The organism is uncultured Campylobacter sp., from assembly GCF_938045595.1.
GTDB lineage: Bacteria > Campylobacterota > Campylobacteria > Campylobacterales > Campylobacteraceae > Campylobacter_B.
On record NZ_CALIBB010000228.1, the window covers coordinates 1 to 1,420 of the forward strand.

2 protein-coding genes are annotated in these 1,420 nt (G+C 41.8%); one reads left to right on the top strand and one right to left on the bottom strand.

Annotation, left to right across the window (positions count from 1 at the left end; genetic code table 11):
• Window positions 1-66 precede the first annotated feature (66 nt).
• Complete coding sequence (locus Q0340_RS08820; RefSeq protein ID WP_298083014.1) at window positions 67-204, bottom strand: hypothetical protein; 138 nt, start codon at window positions 202-204, stop codon at window positions 67-69.
• 345 nt (window positions 205-549) lie between these two features.
• Between Q0340_RS08820 and Q0340_RS08825 the strand changes: the two genes are divergently transcribed.
• Window positions 550-891, top strand: a complete 342-nt coding sequence (locus Q0340_RS08825) for a hypothetical protein (protein WP_298083015.1) — start codon at window positions 550-552, stop codon at window positions 889-891.
• Window positions 892-1,420 lie beyond the last annotated feature (529 nt).

A 1,420-nucleotide genomic window follows, 5' to 3' on the forward strand; every position in this document is an offset into this window, starting at 1 on the left:
GGGTAGCCGATGATCGCGCCTGCAGCGCCTGCAGGCCACTTGCTCGCAGAAGTGAGTTTTTCGCGCTCAGGCTGTTGTAAGGTGACGAGCGGCGTATTGGATGACGGCAGCGCTTGTAGCGCCCGTGATGAATGCTGTATTTTTCACAATCCCTCCTTCGGTAGAAATTTTATTAAATTTAGCTCGCCCTTTTACCGCTTGCATTAGTAGTGTCCTTCCATCTACTGGCCGTATCGCCGAAGAGGCGCAAACGCAGCATGCAATGTAATTTTACAGATCTTTTTATTTTGGCTAAAATAAGCAAAATTTTAAAGGAAAGATATGCTGATTTCTTACTCGCTGCAAGATAACCGGAAATTCGCTAAAATGAGAACTAGAATTTCGCGCAGAATTTATAAAGGGAGCAAGTTCATCCACGCCGTCTGCGCGACAGATTTGCTTTTCGCTTTTGCGTTTTCGGCTTAACTTTTTATTTTTGAGGACGATTGGATAGAGTTTTTACGCGAGTACTATGGTGATAAGTCCTGGATAAAGAGCTTAGGAGCTATCTTGCCTACTGCTTGCGCAGTTTTTTATATTTATGCTATTTGCGTTAGATCGTGGCTACTAAATTCTGCGATATATAATAAGAATAAAAATGTCACTTTCGGCGATTTTAGCATTGAAATTTCAGACGATTTAAAGGGGCAATTTATATTCGTAAGCGAGCGAGATACGCTCATTTATGATGCGGAATTTTGTGAGGTGGTAATGGAGCGCGATTTTTTGGTAATTTTGCTGGAAGGAAGTCTTTTTATCGCCGTACCCAACGAAGCGTTTAAAGAAATAAGCAAAGAGGAATTTGCTGCGAAATTAAATAAAACAATAAGTGAGGCAAAAAGCGAAATTTAAAAAGCTATGGGCAGATAGAACGGATATGATTGCGATCACAATGGAATTTTAGCCGTAATGAAATTTTATCCGTTGCTTGCAAATCTTTTGCTATTTTTGTCTTAAAAATTTTTGCTAAAGAATTTTATTTATGCTTACGAGCACATAGTAAAAGTACCGCACTAAAATTTATTAAGCTCGGTGATGTCCTCTTGAGAGTGCGTCTAAAATATTTCTATGCTCACGCTCCGCACCGCTGCGGCGGTGCGGTAATGAGCGACGATAGATAAGTTGTCGCGCGGCTATGAGCGGCGACGATCAGCATATTGGATGACGGCACCACTCGCAGGCCGGTCGCTCGCAAAAGCGCTTTTTTGCGTTCATAGCGCGCATTAGCGACGCAAAGTCGGCGGCATTGTTTGATCTATTGCGCGCGAAATGAAATTTTATCGTTTAAATTCTAGAGCAAGACCTGCGCCTGCAGCGGCAAATTTGCTTGTAGGAATGAAATTTATCGTCCAAATTGAGTAAAAGATAAAATTCCAAATCG